This is a genomic window from Pseudomonas sp. MPB03 (genome assembly GCF_046605385.1).
Taxonomy (GTDB): domain Bacteria; phylum Pseudomonadota; class Gammaproteobacteria; order Pseudomonadales; family Pseudomonadaceae; genus Aquipseudomonas; species Aquipseudomonas zanjanensis.
In genome coordinates this window covers 4,680,763-4,696,248 of sequence record NZ_CP176770.1, presented here as the reverse complement: position 1 = coordinate 4,696,248, position 15,486 = coordinate 4,680,763, and the positions used below count along the sequence as shown (strand labels likewise).

The window sequence follows — 15,486 nt, the reverse complement described above, 5'->3', positions numbered from 1 at the left end:
GCCTTGGGGTGGGGCTGTGGGAGTGTCAGTGGTGTTTACACATTCGAAGCCCCACCACCATTCCCTTGTGGGAGCGAGCTTGCTCGCGATGGCGGTGCATCAGTCAGCCTCGATGTTGGCTGGAGCAAAGCTATCGCGAGCAAGCTCGCTCCCACAGGGGTCTGTGTCGTTTCACAGATTCCACCGTTTTTTTCTCCAAGATTTTCATAAGGAACCCCTGCGATGTCCCTGCATCCGGAACTCAATGCCTTCCTCGACCTGGCCGAAGAAAGCCAGGCCGAGGGCCCCGGGCCGTTTCACCTGTCGACACCGGCCCAGGCCCGCGAGGCGTTCGAGCGCACCACGGTGCAATTGCGCTGGAGCGCTCCGGCGAATGTGCAGTGCGCCGCTCACTCATTCACGACCCGTGACGGCGTGACGCTGGCGCTGCGCCTGTACCGTCCCGCCACGGCTTCGGCCCAGGCGCTGCCGGTGCTGGTGTACTTTCACGGCGGTGGTTATGTGGTCGGCAGCCTGGACTCCCACGACGGCGTCTGCCGCGAATTCTGCGCGCGGACACCCTGCGCGGTGTTGTCGGTGGGCTATCGCCTGGCCCCGGAACACACTTTCCCGACCCCGCTGAACGACGGCGCCGATGCCCTCGACTGGCTGGCCCGGCGGGCCCACACCGAGGGTTTGGATATCAGCCGCGTGGCGTTCGGCGGCGACAGTGTCGGCGCGACCCTGGCGACGGTGCTGGCGCTGCAATCGGCCTTGGAACCCGCCTCCCTGGCGGTCAAGCCGTGCTTTCAATTGCTCTGCTACCCGGTGACCGATGCGTCCACCAGCAGCCCGTCCACCGAGTTGTTCGGCGAAGGTTATCTGCTGGAGAGCGACACCCTCGAGTGGTTCTACCGGCACTACGCCAATGAGCCCACCGATCGCCTGGACTGGCGGTTCTCGCCGTTGCTGGCGCCCGGTTGCCCAGGCCTGGCCCCGGCCCTGATCGCCCTGGCCGGCCATGACCCGCTGCTGGACGAAGGCCGCGCCTACGCGCGGCGTTTGCAGGAGCAGGGGGTGAGCGTGGAACTGATCGAATACACCGGCCTGATCCACGACTACCTGCGCTTGCAGAGCGTGGTGCCGGAGATTGACGAGGTGTATGGGCAACTGAGCCAGGCGCTGCGGGTTGCACTGACTGCCTGAAGGCCCACCGTTCCCTGTGGGGTGGCCTCAGGATTTGCACACGCCACAAATCCCTTGTGGGAGCGAGCTTGCTCGCGATAGCGGTAGGTCAGCCGGCATTTGAAGTGACTGATACACCGCCATCGCGAGCAAGCTCGCTCCCACAGTTGTGTTTGGGTGGTCTGAGGATTTGCATACGCCACAAATCCCTTGTGGGAGCGGGCTTGCTCGCGAAAGCGGTGGGTCAAACGACATCGATGTTGACTGTACTGCCGTCTTCGCGAGCAAGCCCGCTCCCACAGTGTTTTTGGGATGACTTCAAGATTTGCAGGCACAAAAAAACCGGGCCAGGCCTAATGCCTGTCAGTTAAGTGGATAGCACGGGCAAACACACAAACCGTGGCGAGGGAGCTTGCTCCCGCTGGGCTGCGTAGCAGCCCCAAAAACAGGGCCGCTTCGCGACCCAGCGGGAGCAAGCTCCCTCGCCACAGGGTTACTGCCGGGCTTTATTTCGCTTAACTGATCGGCATTAGGACCAGGCCCGGTTTTTTTGTGTGCGGTGTTGCTTAGAAGTCGTAGGTCACGTCCAGCGAGGCCACGCGTTCCTGACCGTAGTAGCAGCCGAACGAGTAGTTGCAGTGGGACACGTACTCGCGGTCGAAGATGTTCTGCACGTTCAGGCTGGTGGTGACGCCACGCAGGCTCGAAGTGGCCTTGCCCATGTCATAGCTGATGGTGGTGTCGAACACGGTGAAGGCCGGTACGTCGAACGAGTTGGCCGCGTCGCCCGGCTTGCGGCCGGTGTGACGGGCGCCTGCGCCGAAGGTCAGGCCATTGAGGGTGGCCTGGGTGAAGTGATAGTCAACCCACAGCGTGGCGGAGAACGGTGCCTGTTGCTCGCTGCGGTTGTCCTCGTTGCCGTAGTTGTCCTTGGTGTAGAACGAGTCGAGGTAGGTGGCGGCGGCCATCACGTCGATGTTGTCGAGGGTGGATTTGACTTCCAGTTCAACGCCCCGTGAACGCACCTGGCCCGACTGGATCGAGTTCTGCGGATCGGAGGGATCGGCGGTGACCAGGTTCTTCTGTTTGATCTGGAACACCGAGGCGGTAATCATCGTCTTGTCGAACGGCTGGTACTTCACACCCACTTCGTACTGCTCGCCTTCGGTCGGCTTGAACGACTCGCCAGCGGCGTCGGTGCCCACGGTTGGCAGGAAGGATTCGGAGTAGCTGATGTAGGGCGCCAGGCCGAAATCGGTGACATAGGTCAGGCCGATCCGACCGGTGAACTTGTTGTCACGCAATGAGGAGACGGTGCCCGCCAGCAAGTCCTTGTTGTCCACTTCGGCCCAGTCCTGGCGGCCACCCACGGTCAGGATCCACTGGTCCAGCTTGATCTGGTCCTGCACGTAGACGCCGGTCTGGCGCACGGTGTTGTCCCATTGGGTGTCCAGCGTCGGCGTTACGCTGCCGGTGTCGTAGTTGTTGTTATTGCCGTACAGGTCGATCGGCACCACGTTGTAGGCGTTGTAACCGTCGTACTTGCGGTTGAAATGACGATAGTCCACGCCCGCCAGGGTGGTGTGCTCCAGGGCGCCGGTGTTGAATTTGTATTCCACGTTGTTATCGACGGTGTAGGCGGTGTTGTGCTGTTGCCAGTCGAGTTTTACGCGGTTGGCCCGGGTCTGGTCAGTCACGCCACCGGTGGTGACGAAGCTGCGCAGGTAGAAACCCCGGTACTGGTCACGCACATCGGTGTAGCGGGCAGTGGAGCGGAATTTCAGGTCATCGGTGAGGTTGTGGCTGAAGTCGTAGCCGAGGATGAACTGGTCACGCTTGTAGTCGTTCCACCGCGTGTCGCCGGAGAAAAAGTCCCGGTCGATCCGCTGGCCGTTGGGGCCGCGCTCCAGGGAGCCGATCCGCGGCAGCGCCTGGTAGTCTTCCAGGCCGTCGTCCTTCTGGATCTGTGCCAGCACTGTCAGCGAGGTGTCTTCGTTGGGTGCCCAGGTCAGGCTCGGTGCCAGCAGCATGCGCTCGCTGTGGGTGTGATCGACCTGCTGGTTGCCTTTTTTCGCCACGCCGATGACGCGGTAGCTGAATTCCTTCTGGTCGTCGATCGGGCCGCTGGTGTCGAACGCGCCGTTGACCCGGTCATAGCTGCCCGCGCCCAGTTTGATCTGGCTGCGCTGTTCAGTGGTCGGGCGCTTGGAAACCATGTTGATCAGGCCGCCCGGCTGGTTCTGCCCGTACAGCACCGACGAGGGGCCCTTGAGCACTTCGATACGCTCCAGGGTATACGGATCGATTTGCGGCGCCCCCCCCAGGCTGCCGGCATAAGGCAGGTAGGCACCGTCGAGGTACAACGGGGTTGGCGAGAAACCACGGCTGGTGATTTCGTCGGCGATGGCGTTGCGGTCGGTGAAGCCGCCGGTGTTCAGGCCCGGCGTGTAGCGCAGGGCCTGGGTCAGGTTGCGCGCGCCCTGGACGGCGATCTGGTCGGCGGTGACCACGTTGATGGTCTGCGGGATTTCCAGGATCGGCGTGTCGGTCTTGGTGCCGGTGGCGCTGCGGGTGGCGACGTAGCCGTCCACCGGGCCGTAGGCCGATTCCGCGGTTTTACCGGTGATGGTCGTGGCGCCCAGTTCCAGCGAATCCCCCGACGTCCTGGCGCGCACGCTGGCCGTGTTGCCCTGGAGGGTGAACATGACGCCGGTCCCCACCAGCATCTGCGACAGCGCTTGCGCCGGCGACAATCGGCCACTGACCGGCTGGCTGCGCAGGCCCTGGACATCATCGGCGCTGTAGAGCACTTGCATGTTCGTTTGATTGCTCAACGCCTGCAGGGCACTCGCCAGCGACTGCGCCGCAATGTTGAGGTCGACTTCCTGTGCCTGGACCTGTGCGCTGAACGGCATGGCCAGTGCCAGGCTGAACGCGGTGGCGCTGAAGCCTGGTTGCAGCAGGCGCCGCATGATCAGTGCCTTGGTAAAACGTGGAATCCCCGGAGTTGCTGGCATGTGTTTCACTCTTGCAGGTTTTAGTTTTAATAGGGTGTAGTTGTGATCAATTCTTAATTAGGACGCACCACCCCAGAAAAACCAGAATGAGAATCGTGATTATTTACGCGGGTTGCAGTTCGGTGATGACGCGGCCGGCTTCCATGCGCACCAATTGGTCGGCCACGTCGAAGTAACGATCGTCGTGGGAAATCACGATGATGGTCTTGCCCAGGCGCTTGAGATCCGGCAGCAGCTCGGTGTAGAAAATTCGCCGGAAGGTCGGGTCCTGGTCGGCCGCCCACTCGTCGAAGACCAGCACCGGACGCTCTTCCAGCCACGCATTGACCAGCGCCAGGCGCTTGCGCTGGCCGGTGGACAGGTCGGTGGTGGTGAAGGCGCCGTCGCGCACGCTGACCTTGTGGGCGATCTCCAGGCGTTGCAGGTATTGGTTGGCGTCGTCCGGGATATGGGTGTCGCCCTGGACGATGTCGTCGAACAGGTAGTAGTCGGCAAAAATCGTCGTGAACAACTGGCGATAGTCATCGCGGGTCACGGCCGTCACGGCGTGGTCGTTGAGACGGATTTCCCCTTGCTGCGGCGCGTAGAGGCCCAACAGCAGCTTGATCAGCGTGGTCTTGCCACAGCCGTTTTCACCCACGATGAACACGATGTCGCCCTGGTCGATCTTCAGGTTCACCGGCCCCAGGCGGAACGGCGCGGCGCCTTCCACCGCCGGGAAGCTGTAGGCCACATTGCTCAGTTCCAGTGTCTGCACCGGCGTTTTCGGCTGGCCTTGGTCGTTGAGTAGCAAGTGGGGTTCAGGGGATGAAAACTGTTCCGACAATTCGGCGATGCGGCGGAAGGCGATTTGCGCACGGCTGACGATGGGCAGGGTGCCGATCAGGTGTTCCAGCGGGCCTTTCATGTACAGCAACACCAGCACGAAACCGCTCATCACCGCTTTGTCGGCGCTCGGCCACAGCGACTGCAGGGCCAGGGCCAGGCCGATCACCACGAAGAACAGCATCGAGCCGAAGGTCTTGGCGATCACGAAAATGTTCACCGAGCGGATCTGCGTGTCGCAGATCTTGTCGGCGGTGTGCTCGATGCCCGAGACGAACATGCGTTGCCGACGAGGGCGATGGATGCGCAGCTCCTTGGCGCCTTCGGCGATGGCGTTGTAGTGCTTCTGCAACTCGTCCTCGGAGTCGCGCGCCTCCATGAAGCCCTTGATCCCCCGACCGCGGGCGATGTACTGCACCACGGTGCCGATGATGATCGCCACGACCATCATCAGGAACATCGGCCACGACAGCATTGCCAGGTACCCCATGCACCCAAGGGTGACGGTCAGGGAAATGGCCAGGGGGGCGAAGGCGAAGGCGAAATCGCTGATAGTGTCGACGTCGTGGGTCAACACCGGGATCAGGCGATGGCTGCGGTAGCGTTCGATCTGCTGGATCGGCGCCGACAGGACTTTTTCCCCCAGTTCCTTGCGCAGCTTGGCGATGATCTTCTGGCCAACGTAGTTGGTGCCGATGTCGGAACAGATGGAGCTGATCAGGGCCAGCAGGCACAACCCGGCGAACACGCCCACCACGGTGTGGCTCAGCCCGCCTTCGGCGTGCAGCACCTGGTTGATGGTGGCCAGCAGCACGGTGACGCTCAGGCCACCGACCATGCCCAGCAGGATGGCGCCGATGACAATCAGCCGGAAGGGTTTGAGCAGGGTGAACAATTCATTGATCACCCCGCGTTTTGGTTGGCTCATGGAGGTTTCCCTGCAAGATGAAAAGGACGAACGCCATCGCGGGGACATTCACCGCATGGGCTGGAGGACGGCGGCACGCCGGGTTGGGTCGCGCCCATCTGTAGAACGATTGGATGGGAGGGGGATTTAGCGAGGAGCCGGCTGACACACAATTGTGGTGAGGGAGCTTGCTCCCACTCGGTTGCGCAGCGACCGTAAAAACTTGGGGCAGCTTCGCCCGAAGCGTCGGACCGGCCCAGCGGGAGCAAGCTCCCTCGCCACAGGTGTGTTCGCAGCCCTGGTATGGGCTGTGTTCATGGAATTCAGGATTAAAAGGCCGGCGCCCAACAGAGCCGGCCTTTTTTTTGATCGTTTTCGCGAATGATAAGTAAAGTCATTCCGGTTTTGGCAGATGCTGCGTCTTATTTAGGTATGTGGGCACATCGGGTCGGCCACGCCCTGACACATTGCCCTGGGGCAATCGACGGTGCGGGTTCACGTGTGCCGGCGAGCGGCGGGCCCTTCGGCCCCATGGACTTTTACTTCGACCAATAATAGAGAGCACGATGTCATCCATTCATGAGTTGAAACCTCTGTTCAAGGCACTCGTCATGTCCCGCGGCCTGCGTTCGTGGCGGGTGTTGGCAGGTTTGGGGTGGGTCTGTGTACTGCCCCTCAGCACTCAGGTAATGGCGCAAGACGTCAGTATCGACAGCCCTGCCACGGGAGGCCTTGAGCTGGGTGCGACCACCATCAGTGCACAAGCGTTGGACGCGACAACCGAAGGCAGTCATTCCTACACCAGCAAGGCCGTGACCCTCGGCAAGGGCACCCACACCCTCAAGGAAATTCCCCAGTCGATCACCGTGATGACGCGCAAGCAGATGGATGACCAGAACCTGGTCAGCCTCAAGGACGCCGTCAACCAGACCACCGGCATCGTCGGCCTGCAGGGCGTCGGCCAAGGCATGATCCTGTCGTCACGGGGTTTCCAGATCGACGATTGGCAATACGATGGCGTGCCGATCCTGCGCAATAACTATTCGCTGGGCAACTGGGCGACCCAGGACCTGATCTTCTTCGACCGCCTGGAAATCATGCGCGGCGCGGCCGGCTTGCTGCAAGGTACTGGCAGCCCCGGCGGTGCCGTCAACCTGGTGCGCAAGCGTGGCCAGCATGCCCCGACCGTAACCCTGACCGGCAAGGCCGGCTCCTGGGATCACTACGGCCTGCAACTGGACGCTGGCGGCCCGCTGAACCAGGCCGGCAATATCCGCGGCCGTGTCGTCATCGACGAAGACCAGAGCAATTCGTTCGTCGATCATGCGTGGAGCAAGACCCATTCGCTGTACGGTGCGTTGGATGTCGACCTGAGCGAAGACACCACCCTGGGCCTTGCAGTCAGCCAATCCAACGGCGAATCGCGCGGCAACATCCGTGGCCTGCCACGCTACGCCGACGGGTCGATGCCGGACGTGTCGCGTTCGACCTATACGGGGGCGCGGTGGAACCGTTCGGAAATCGATGTCACCACCTACTACACCGACCTGGAGCATCGGTTTAACGATGACTGGGCGTTCAAGGTGGGTGCCGTGTACATGACTGAAGACAACCAGGCGAAAAACCAGCGAGTGCAAAGGGGCGGTGGTCTATTGCCTGATGGCAGTGGCGTGCAATATGCCGATTTCGTGACTGATTTCCAGTCCACGAAGTCTGGTCTGGACATGAACCTGATCGGCAAGTTCGAAGCCTTGTCGATGGAGCAGGAAGTCATGCTCGGCGGCAACTTCTCGCAGTTGGAGACGGATGATCGCTACGCCCGTACATTCAACAGCACCAGCGACTCTATCTTCGACCTGAACAATAACCGTCCGGACATCAGCTATGAGAGTCTGATCAACAGCCCGGGCGGGCGGGGCGTCCTCAGTAAGTACGATATCCGCCAGAAGGGTGTGTATGGCACTTGGCGCGTCAAGCCGATCGATGATCTGACGCTGGTGCTGGGTTCCCGGGTCAGCTGGTATGACTTCAGCTACAAGTCGAGAACCGAAGACTCAGCCGGTATTACCCCCTACACGACAAACACCGGAACTGAAACCGGGGTGGTCACGCCCTACGGCGGTATCATCTATGACCTGAGCCGTGAGTGGGCGGTGTACGCCAGCTACACCGATGTATTCCAGCCCCAGACCGAGGTCGATAGCAGCGGTTCGGTGCTCAAGCCCATCGTTGGCACCAACTACGAAGTCGGCCTCAAGGGTGAACTGATGGACGGTCGGGTCAATACCTCCCTGGCTGTCTTCCGTTACGATCACGAGAACCGCGCCATCCAAGACATCGCCGGCGGGATGGTATGTGAGGGCGGGTATTGCTCGGCAGCCTCGGGGAAAGTGCGCAGCCAGGGTTTCGATGCGGAAATCAGTGGTGAAGTGGTAGACAATCTGCAGTTGTTCGCGGGCTACACCTACAACACCACCAAGTACCTGGAGGAGCCGGGGAAGGACGGTGTTGTCTTCAGTAGCTGGACGCCGAAACACATGCTGCGCGTATGGGGCAACTACCAACTGACCGGCGACTGGAGTCGTGTCAGCACTGGCCTGGGCTTCACCACCCAAAGCCACACACTGGTTTACCAGGAAAAGACCGACGTACCGGGTTATACCGTGTGGAATGCCCGTGTCGGCTACCAGCTGACGCCGGAAATCGCTTTGGCGCTCAATGCCAACAACCTGTTCGACAAGACGTACATAACGCCCGCTTACAACCAGCTTGATGGCAACAACAACTTCGGTGATCCGCGCAACCTGATGTTCAGCGTGAAGTACACCCCGGAGTTCTGATTCTTGCGGGAATGAAATAGACCTGCCTTGTGCGTGATGCTGTTCACTTAGACAAAACGGCGCTTCTTCAGAAATGGGAAGCGTCGTTTTTTTTGTCTTCGTTTTTTTGGGGTTACAGTCGATGAAGAGGGTGGATGTGCCGGCCTCATCGCGAGCAAGCTCGCTCCCACAGAAGGCCTGCCGGGTGCACACGGATAGTGTGGCTGCTGAAGATCCAATGTGGGAGCGAGCTTGCTCGCGAAGGCGGGGTTACAGCCAATGAAGTTGTTGAATGTGCTGGCCTCTTCGCGAGCAAGCTCGCTCCCACAAGGGACTTTTGATGCTCACCGGTCTTGTGTTCACCGCAGGCATATTGTGGGAGCAAGCTTGCTCCCACAGGGGTTGAGCCCGGCCTACATATCCCGCGCCACCCGAAAACCGATCCAGTCGCCGCGGTCGCCTGGCACCAGTGCGTTGCGGTTGCCGGAGCGGGAGAACACCGGCGCCTCGCCCCAGTCGTTGCCGCGGATGCGTTTGAATTCGCATTTGCCGGTCAGCCAGGCGCTGCCGTCGCTCGGGGCGCCCACGTAGTTTTCGTTGTAGCAATCGGCGGTCCATTCGTAGATGTTGCCGTGCATGTCATACACGCCGAAGGCATTGGGTGCGAAGCTGCCGGCCGGGGCGGTGAAGTTGTAGCCGTCGGCCGCGCCGTAGGTGTTGGCATGCTGGGCGATGCTGTAGTCCTTGCCCTCGTCGAACGGGAAGGGGAACGGCCCGGTGCTGCCGCCACGAGCCGCATACTCGCGCAGGGATTCGCTGACCAGCCGGTATTGCTTGCCGGTCTTTTTCGACAACCAGGCCACGTAGGCATTGGCCTCGGCGAAGTCCATGCACACCGCTGGGTGCCGGTCGGTGTACTGCTTGCGCGGGTCGCTGCCCTGGTAGTCCGGGATGCCGGCCTTGCATGCCCGGCCGGGGCGCTCGTCGCCGTCGGGCATCGTGTAGCCGGTGTCGCGCAGGTAGGCGAACCATTCGCCCTTGAGCACCTGGAAGCGACTGATCGCCAGCGGTTTGGCGAACGTCACCGGGTGCATCGGGCCTTCGTCGGGCTCGCGGCCCACTTCGTCTTCCGGGGTGCCCATCTGGAAAGTGCCGGTGGGCAGCACGACCATTTCCGGGCAGTCCTTGCAATCACGAAAGACCTGGCCCGCTTGAGACGCCTGGGCGCCGGAGGGCAGCAGGGACGCGAGGGCCAGTACCGGGAATAACTTCAACGAAAAACTGTTCATCCATCTCTCTCGATAAGTCAGGTTCAGAGTGTCTTGCCCAGCAACCCCATGAAGCGATCGATCTCGACTTCGGTGTTGAGCAGCCCCGGTGCGGTGCGGACCACCGGCCCCGCGTCGCGATGCACGGCGTCGGCGATCACGCGGTTTTTCATCAGGTAGGAGGCGACCTCGTCGCTGTCGCGGCCCTTGACCCGGAAGAAGGTGAAGCCGGCGGACAGCTCCGGGCTCAGCGGGGTGACCAGTTCGATCTGCGGCTGTGCCAGCAGCTGTTTTTTCAGGTAGCTGTTGAGGGAGTGGATGCGCGCCTGCACTTCGGCCTTGCCCAGTTGCAGGTGCAACTTGAACGCTTCGTCGGCCGCCCAGCGATGCTCGAAGGCGTGGTAGCCGCCCGGGGTCATGGTGGTGGAAAACGCCGTGGCTTCAGAGAACGTTGGGATGATCGGCGTGACGTACTTGAGCTCTTCGCTGCGGCTGCACACCAGGCCCGTACCGCGCGGGCCGAACATCCACTTGTGGGTGCCGGCGATGAAAAAGTCGCAATTCATGGCAGGGAAACTGAGGTCTTCGACGCCGAAACCGTGCACGCCGTCCACTACATAAATGATCCGCTGCTCGTCGCTGCGGCCTTGGTTGTGCTTGTCCACCAGGGCGCCGATCTTGTCGATCGGCAGCTTCACGCCGCTGCCCGAGTGCACCCAGGTCATGCCCAATACCCGGGTCTCGGGGCGGATGTTGCGGTCGATGGCCGTGAGAATCTGTTCGTGGCTGGCGTCGCGGGCGTTGTCGAACAGCTTGATCTTGCGCACCTGTGTGCCCGTCCGTTGGGTGCGCAGGTCGAGAATGGTGTGGGTGGCGTAATGCTCATGCGCGGTGGTGAGGATTTCCTGGTCGGCCGCCACCTGGACACCGCCGTAGATGATCGACAGGCCTTCGGTGGTGCTGCCGGTGAGGGCGATCTGCGCAGGATTCGCTTGCAGGTAGCGGCCGGCCCAGGTGCGGACGTTTTCCTCGCGTTCTTCGGTGACGCCCAGGTCCCAATCCATCAACAGCCCAGGGTTGTTATCCAGGGCCGCGCGGTGTTTTTCGATGGCCTCGCGCACGGGGCGCGGGTGGGTGGTGACCAGGAAGTTGGAGAAGTGCAGGTAGTCCGGGTCCTGGTTGAACAGCGAGCGCAACTGCGCCCATTTGTCCTTGGGCAGCGGTGGCAGTGGAGCGGCGCTGGCTGTGGCGGGCAGGCCGGCGGCAAGGGGCAGGCCGGCGGCGAGAATCCCGGCCTGCTTCAGGAAGGTGCGACGCTCGTTCATGGCTGGGCCGCCTTCTGGGTCGAGGCGATGGCGGGGCGGGCGGCTTTCTGGACCTGATCCCAGACCCGCAGGAAATTGCCGCCCCACAGTTTGGCGATGTCGGCTTCCGAGTAACCGCGGGTCAGCAGTTCGGCGGTGACATTGCGAATGTCGCCGACGTTCTCCCAGCCTTCCACACCGCCGCCTTCGTTGAAGTCCGAGCTGATGCCGACGTGGTCTATGCCGATCTTGCGCACGGTGTAGTCGATGGCGTCCCCCAGGTCCTTGAGGCTGGCCTTGGGTTCTTCTTCGAGAATGCCGTAGAGCTGGCCGGCGTATTCGCCGAACTTTTGTTCCGGCCACGCGGCGATGATCGGGTCGCCGGGCATCAGCGCCATCGCCAGGTTGGGCAGTGGCGGCAGGTCGAAGCGTTCGCGCAGGGCGTTGAGTTTGGCCTGGGTCTTTTGCGTCAGCGGCCGCAGGTACTGGGAGAAACCGACGACCTGCACCACGCCGCCGCTGGCCTTGATCAATTGCATTTCCTTGTCGCTGAGGTTGCGTGGGATGTCCACCATCGCCCGCGGCGCCGAATGGGAGGCCACCAGCGGCGTGCGGCTCAGTTGCGCGACTTGCTCCAGGGCCTGGGTCGACATCTGTGACACGTCGATGATCACGCCCAGGTCGTTCAAGCGCGTCACCGCCTGCTTGCCGATGTCCGACAGGCCGCCGAGGGCGTCGGGCGAGTCGTTGAAGAACGGCAGCGGACGGGAGGAGTCGGCCCAGTCGTTGTTGCCGATGTAGCTGAAGCCGAACATGCGCATGCCCCGCGCGGTCCACAGGTCCAGCAGGCTCAGGTCGTGGCCGAGGGGATAGGCGTTGAGCATGCTGATGAAGATCGCGAACTTGCCTTCGCCGTGCAGGCGACGGAAATCATCCGGGGTGTAGGCAATGGCGACCTGGTTGGGGAAGTCGCGGACCAGGCCGGTGATGATCTTGTAGCGCACTTCCTGCTGGTTGCGCGCTTCCTCGACGAAGCCGGCGGTGGGCTTGTGTGGCGCGTTGGGCCCGTTCCACATTTCGGGCCAGCCGAACACCGTCAGGGCCGCACCGGACAGTTGCCCGCGGTTGGCTTTCACCAAGTCGAACTGGCCGCTGCCGTCCTTGTCCGCTTCATTGCCGGCGGTGCCGAAATCCAGCGGCACGGTGATATGGCTGTCGAAGGAAAGCAGGCGTTCGTGTAGCTCCCTGGCCTCTTTCATCACTTTGACCGGATAGCCGGGATTGTCCCGCCACCAATGGTCCCAAGCCGCGACGCCAGCACCGACGGCCAACGCCAGGGCCAGGGGCAGGCCGATGAAAAGAGCCTTTTTCGAACGAGGTGTTGTCATTGCCGATCTCAGTCAGGTTCGCCTTGGAAGGACAGGCGCGGGGGCCTTTGCTATCTGGGGAGAACGAGTGGTCGGGCGGGAAATTTAGGTGTTCTCGGGGCTGCCATCGCGAGCAAGCTCGCTCCCACAGGTGACCGCATTCCAATTTCATTGTGGGAGCAAAGCTTGCCCGCGAGGCGACCTGTTTCTGCTGGATGTACTCAGATCCCCTGTGGGAGCGAGCTTGCTCGCGAAGGCGGCCTCACACCTCCCTATAAATTTGTCAGCCCACCCAACGTTCTAGCTTGGATAAAGCCCACCCCAGGGCGAACACAGGTAAGGCAATGACGATTTCTCGACGATGGTTCATGGCAGGCCTGGCGCTGACCGGTGCCGCCGTGCCTGCGGTGTATTACGGGCATCGCGAACTGACCCGGCCGGACCCGACCATCACCCCCGGCGAGGCCTCGTTCGACGTGGCCGACGTGGCGGGCCAGCGCCGTGCCGATACGTTGCGGGGCATCTGGACGATCCGTTTCACCGGCCGTGACGCCGGCCTCGAAGGCTTGCCCCAGGACGATCTGCAGGTCTTCCTCGACATCGGCCAGAGGGGCCGTGGCCTGGTGGGTTACCTCGACAGCGCCGTTCGCTTGCGTGGCGCCGATGAACCGCGTTACCGGGTGTTGGGCGATTTGGCCGGCGCCGACCCGAAGCAACTGAGCTGGCGGCTGACAGGGGCTCAGCACGACGCGCCGGACTATGAATTCATCATGACCCTGGACGAAGTCTGGGCCGGTTTCGGCAATGCCGGCAGCGCCACCCTCAGCGGCCGCGTGTTGCGCCTGGACCGTCCCCTGGCGCTGCCTGAACAGGACAATCATTTCATCGCCATCAAGCAACGCTTCCCCGAGGCCCGGGAGCGCACGCCGCTGAGCCCGGCGCTGCTGGCCTGGCTGGTGTCGCCCGAGCATCGGCTGTTCCACCAACTCTGGCACGCCTCGCGGGACAAATGGCACACCCTGGACGAGGACAAGCGCAATGCCCTGCGCGGCATCGGCTGGCAGCCCGGCCCACGGGACCAGGAGCGTGATGCCCGTGGCCCGCGCAAGGATCGCAACGGTTCCGGCGTGGATTTCTTTTTCATGCACCGGCACATGCTTGGCACGGCCCGTTCGTTCCAGCCGCTGCCGTCGTGGCCGCGCTTCCCCTTGCCGCAACCGGAGCTTGCGCGCGATCGCCTTGGGTTCGCCCGCTACCTCGACAACCACGATGGCACGGCCTTGCCGCCGACCTGGCTGGCCGATGGCGACGAGCAGTACGCCCAGTGGGTCAGCGACATCAAGACCGCCGAGACCTATCACAGCAATTTCCAGGTCTGGGAATCGCGCTACCGCGACCCGCGCTACTTGTCGAAACTGACCCTCGGCCAGTTTGGCTCGGAAGTGGAGCTGGGCCTGCACGACTGGCTGCACATGCGCTGGGCCTCGGTGCCCCGTGACCCTTCCAACGGCCACCCGGTGCCGTTCGCTCGCGCCCCGGACGACTTCGCCGCGCGCTGGTACGCCCCGGAAAACGACTTTCTCGGGGACCCGTTTTCCTCCCACGTGAGCCCGGTGTTCTGGGCCTTCCACGGCTGGATCGACGACCGCCTCGAAGACTGGTTCCGTGCCCACGAACGTTTTCATCCGGGGGAAGTGAGCCGACTCGACGTCAACGGCGTGCCCTGGTTCGCCCCGGGCCGCTGGGTCGAAATCGCCGACCCCTGGCTCGGCCCGGACACCCACGGTTGCAGCACCACGCCGGGGTTGCAGGTTGGACGTTCGGTGGAGATGGACCCGGAAACCATGAAGCTGGCCCTGCGCATCACCTTCGGCAGCGATGACAAAAAGCTCTCTGAACTGTTCCGCCGCGTGCCGCAGCGGCCTTGGTATGCGCGTAATCTCAAGTCCAAGCCGGTGTGAACCCTGGCCCGAACTGACCGAACACGGCTGTGTGAATGGCTGCTTTTGTGGCGAGGGAGCTTGCTCCCGCTGGGCTGCGAAGCGGCCCCAAAACCAGCCACCTCAAAAACATCTGACCCACCGAGGTGCTTGCCATTGGGGGCTGCTGCGCAGCCCAGCGGGAGCAAGCTCCCTCGCCACAGGTGTCACTTGGCTTGAGATTTGTTGTGAAGGTTTTATCGCGGCGCGGCGATGTCCAGGGCACGGTTCGCCAGCAGCTCACTCAGCTCGACCATCTGCTGGATCGCCAAGGCAAAACTTCGCCGTGCGCCTTCCAGATCAAACGCCAGTTCGTTGGCCATGACGTTGACCGAGGCGAGGGTTTCGCTGAGGTTGGCCAGCAGGCATTCCAGGTCTGCACTCTCTGCAACGGTGAACAATTGGCCCGGTGGTGGCTTGGGTGTTTCAGGTTTGGGGTCGAGGTAGTAGGCGAGGGCGCGGTCGGCGGCTTCGTCGAGTTTTTTGGAATCGTCTGCGGGAGGGTTGGGGGTGGTCTTGAACATGGTGCAGCTCCTGGTTATTTACAAGGCGTTGCCAGACATCACTTGCAGATGATGGGTGGCAGCTATGCGCGGGTCTGCAAGACCGGGAAACCAGGAACCCGGCAGACCCGAAGGTCTCCCGCACACAGCCGCCATTGAGCGACACGGATGTGTCGATTGGCTTGTGGCTATGCGCCTGGTATTTCGTCGGGCTTGCAGACCCGATCACTGATGGGCAGTGACAGGGAACAAGTTATCGATGGGAGGTTAGGCGCACAAGCCGGCGGATTCTGGCGTAGTTGTAGGCAATGACGCAAGGCAGCGTAGCCTCGC

General features: G+C 62.3%; 9 protein-coding genes. 3 read left to right on the top strand and 6 right to left on the bottom strand.

Features of this window, described 5'->3' with window-relative positions:
• Nucleotides 1–222: 222 nt before the first annotated feature.
• Nucleotides 223–1,185, top strand: coding sequence for an alpha/beta hydrolase fold domain-containing protein (locus ACLH0I_RS20190; RefSeq protein ID WP_411385210.1), 963 nt, complete (start codon nucleotides 223–225; stop codon nucleotides 1,183–1,185).
• A gap of 545 nt (nucleotides 1,186–1,730) precedes the next feature.
• On the opposite strand, the gene ACLH0I_RS20185 is transcribed toward ACLH0I_RS20190, so the two are convergent.
• Both ACLH0I_RS20185 and ACLH0I_RS20180 read right to left on the bottom strand, forming a co-directional pair.
• Nucleotides 1,731–4,181 carry a TonB-dependent siderophore receptor gene (locus ACLH0I_RS20185; protein ID WP_411385209.1) on the bottom strand — a complete coding sequence of 817 codons (2,451 nt, stop codon included), beginning with the start codon at nucleotides 4,179–4,181 and terminating at the stop codon, nucleotides 1,731–1,733.
• 103 nt (nucleotides 4,182–4,284) lie between these two features.
• A complete protein-coding gene (locus tag ACLH0I_RS20180; protein WP_250963136.1) occupies nucleotides 4,285–5,934 on the bottom strand; it encodes a cyclic peptide export ABC transporter in 1,650 nt (549 codons plus the stop codon).
• A 545-nt stretch (nucleotides 5,935–6,479) separates the two neighbouring features.
• Between ACLH0I_RS20180 and ACLH0I_RS20175 the strand changes: the two genes are divergently transcribed.
• Nucleotides 6,480–8,753, top strand: a complete 2,274-nt coding sequence (locus ACLH0I_RS20175) for a TonB-dependent siderophore receptor (protein WP_411385208.1) — start codon at nucleotides 6,480–6,482, stop codon at nucleotides 8,751–8,753.
• 392 nt (nucleotides 8,754–9,145) lie between these two features.
• Here ACLH0I_RS20175 and ACLH0I_RS20170 read toward each other — a convergent pair whose 3' ends face one another.
• The 3 genes from ACLH0I_RS20170 to pvdM are packed head-to-tail and all read right to left on the bottom strand — an operon-like array spanning nucleotide 9,146 to nucleotide 12,692.
• Nucleotides 9,146–10,021: a formylglycine-generating enzyme family protein gene (locus tag ACLH0I_RS20170; protein WP_411385207.1), complete on the bottom strand. Its 876-nt coding sequence runs from the start codon at nucleotides 10,019–10,021 to the stop codon at nucleotides 9,146–9,148.
• 23 nt (nucleotides 10,022–10,044) lie between these two features.
• The gene (locus tag ACLH0I_RS20165) at nucleotides 10,045–11,325 is read right to left on the bottom strand and encodes an aminotransferase class V-fold PLP-dependent enzyme (RefSeq protein ID WP_411385206.1); all 1,281 of its coding nucleotides are present in this window, start codon (nucleotides 11,323–11,325) and stop codon (nucleotides 10,045–10,047) included.
• Nucleotides 11,322–12,692: a pyoverdine-tailoring dipeptidase-like protein PvdM gene (gene pvdM / locus ACLH0I_RS20160; RefSeq protein WP_411385205.1), complete on the bottom strand. Its 1,371-nt coding sequence runs from the start codon at nucleotides 12,690–12,692 to the stop codon at nucleotides 11,322–11,324. Before pvdM ends, ACLH0I_RS20165 begins: the two co-directional genes overlap by 4 nt.
• A gap of 323 nt (nucleotides 12,693–13,015) precedes the next feature.
• Here pvdM and ACLH0I_RS20155 point away from each other — a divergent pair, with 323 nt between their 5' ends.
• A complete protein-coding gene (locus ACLH0I_RS20155) occupies nucleotides 13,016–14,632 on the top strand; it encodes a PvdJ/PvdD/PvdP-like protein (RefSeq protein WP_411385204.1) in 1,617 nt (538 codons plus the stop codon).
• A gap of 215 nt (nucleotides 14,633–14,847) precedes the next feature.
• Here ACLH0I_RS20155 and ACLH0I_RS20150 read toward each other — a convergent pair whose 3' ends face one another.
• Nucleotides 14,848–15,174, bottom strand: coding sequence for a DUF6124 family protein (locus tag ACLH0I_RS20150; RefSeq protein WP_250963142.1), 327 nt, complete (start codon nucleotides 15,172–15,174; stop codon nucleotides 14,848–14,850).
• Between the last annotated feature and the right edge of the window lie 312 nt (nucleotides 15,175–15,486).

Bases quoted from the DNA above. Each gene is read 5' to 3' on its own strand.
- ACLH0I_RS20190 (WP_411385210.1), top strand. From the start codon at position 223: ATGTCCCTGCATCCGGAACTCAATGCCTTCCTCGACCTGGCCGAAGAA.
- ACLH0I_RS20185 (WP_411385209.1), bottom strand. From the start codon at position 4,181: ATGCCAGCAACTCCGGGGATTCCACGTTTTACCAAGGCACTGATCATG.
- ACLH0I_RS20180 (WP_250963136.1), bottom strand. From the start codon at position 5,934: ATGAGCCAACCAAAACGCGGGGTGATCAATGAATTGTTCACCCTGCTC.
- ACLH0I_RS20175 (WP_411385208.1), top strand. From the start codon at position 6,480: ATGTCATCCATTCATGAGTTGAAACCTCTGTTCAAGGCACTCGTCATG.
- ACLH0I_RS20170 (WP_411385207.1), bottom strand. From the start codon at position 10,021: ATGAACAGTTTTTCGTTGAAGTTATTCCCGGTACTGGCCCTCGCGTCC.
- ACLH0I_RS20165 (WP_411385206.1), bottom strand. From the start codon at position 11,325: ATGAACGAGCGTCGCACCTTCCTGAAGCAGGCCGGGATTCTCGCCGCC.
- pvdM (WP_411385205.1), bottom strand. From the start codon at position 12,692: ATGACAACACCTCGTTCGAAAAAGGCTCTTTTCATCGGCCTGCCCCTG.
- ACLH0I_RS20155 (WP_411385204.1), top strand. From the start codon at position 13,016: ATGACGATTTCTCGACGATGGTTCATGGCAGGCCTGGCGCTGACCGGT.
- ACLH0I_RS20150 (WP_250963142.1), bottom strand. From the start codon at position 15,174: ATGTTCAAGACCACCCCCAACCCTCCCGCAGACGATTCCAAAAAACTC.